The organism is Klebsiella sp. GB_Kp056 (assembly GCF_040064755.1).
Lineage (GTDB): Bacteria > Pseudomonadota > Gammaproteobacteria > Enterobacterales > Enterobacteriaceae > Klebsiella > Klebsiella quasipneumoniae.
Genome location: NZ_JBEAJA010000011.1, coordinates 1 through 1537 on the forward strand (window position 1 = coordinate 1; position 1537 = coordinate 1537).

Consider the following 1537-nt stretch of genomic DNA (forward strand, 5'->3'; position numbering starts at 1 on the left):
CAGTCGGGCATCGATTCAATAGGCCCGTTTCAGGGGGGCGGTGGCGGCTGCTGCTTCAGCGTGCCCGCCCGCTGGACGCCGGGTATGACGGTGCGCGTTGACTGGGAAACTGGGGGGGTACTCCATGGACTTTCCGGGGTATCAGGATAGGCAAAAATACCTTGCCTGGAAAAAAGGAATTGATGCCCAAAAGAGGCAGCACAGCCAAACCGTCCCGCTGCCCGACTATAACGGCCAGGAGGTGTGCGGTATTACGGTGCACTTTTTACCCTGCGATGACGTGAAGGTAACCACTAGCTGCTGGTCACCGAGAAATGCGAACTACCCGATAAAAGAGCCCGTCAGGATGAAGGAGCCGGCCGTCTGTCCGAAGTAGCTCGCCTTCGTTTCCCCGGGATGGCATCACCATTCCTTAATCACCCTCAAAACGACAGGGAGAGTCCGATGAAATCTGCATTAATAAGCCCGCTGCTGGTGGGGCTGCTGCTGTTAACCGGCTGCGCGCAGCCAGCCGCCCGGGCCGGAGGCGGAACAATAAAAGCCATCAACCATACAAAGTGGGCAATTAATCACTTCAGCGTCAACGGCCAGTCGGGCATCGACATTATAGGCCCGTTCCAGGGAGGCGGTGGCGGCTGCTGCTTCAGCGTGCCCGCCCGCTGGACGCCGGGTATGACGGTGCGCATTGACTGGGAAAGTGGGGAGGCATCGACTGAAGGTTTTCCTGGATTTGCTGATTACGAAAAATATAAAGCCTGGGAGAAAAAAATGAGCTCTCAGAATCGGCAGCACAGTAAAACCGTCCCGCTGCCTGACTATAACGGCCAGGAGGTGTGCGGTATTACGGTGCACTTTTTACCCTGCGATGACGTGAAGGTAACCACCAGCTGCTGGTCACCGAGAAATGCGAACTACCCGATAAAAGAGCCCGTCAGGATGAAGGAGCCCCCCGTATGTCCGAAGTAGCTCGCCTTCGTTTCCCCGGGATGGCATCACCATTCCTTAATCACCCTCAAAACGACAGGGAGAGTCCGATGAAATCTGCATTAATAAGCCCGCTGCTGGTGGGGCTGCTGCTGTTAACCGGCTGCGCGCAGCCAGCCGCCCGGGCCGGAGGCGGAACAATAAAAGCCATCAACCATACAAAGTGGGCAGTTAATCACTTCAGCGTCAACGGTCAGTCGGGCATCGATTCAATAGGCCCGTTTCAGGGGGGCGGTGGCGGCTGCTGCTTCAGCGTGCCCGCCCGCTGGACGCCGGGTATGACGGTGCGCGTTGACTGGGAAACTGGGGTGGGGTACTCCATGGACTTTCCGGGGTATCAGGATAGGCAAAAATACCTTGCCTGGAAAAAAGGAATTGATGCCCAAAAGAGGCAGCACAGCCAAACCGTCCCGCTGCCCGACTATAACGGCCAGGAGGTGTGCGGTATTACGGTGCACTTTTTACCCTGCGATGACGTGAAGGTAACCACTAGCTGCTGGTCACCGAGAAATGCGAACTACCCGATAAAAGAGCCCGTCAGGATGAAGGAGCC

Annotated in this window: 2 protein-coding genes and 1 pseudogene; all 3 read left to right on the forward strand. The window is 56.8% G+C overall.

The annotated features are described in order from the left end of the window. Nucleotides 1-376, forward strand: a pseudogene (locus tag ABLV52_RS00590) (DUF3304 domain-containing protein); the annotation flags it as partial. Between the two features lie 68 nt (nt 377-444). Continuing rightward, the gene (gene tli1 / locus ABLV52_RS00595) at nt 445-966 is read left to right on the forward strand and encodes a T6SS immunity phospholipase A1-binding lipoprotein Tli1-KP (RefSeq protein ID WP_092583010.1); all 522 of its coding nucleotides are present in this window, start codon (nt 445-447) and stop codon (nt 964-966) included. 68 nt (nt 967-1034) lie between these two features. Beyond that, on the forward strand, nt 1035-1537 hold a 503-nt coding region (locus ABLV52_RS00600), incomplete at its 3' end, for a DUF3304 domain-containing protein (protein WP_348889866.1).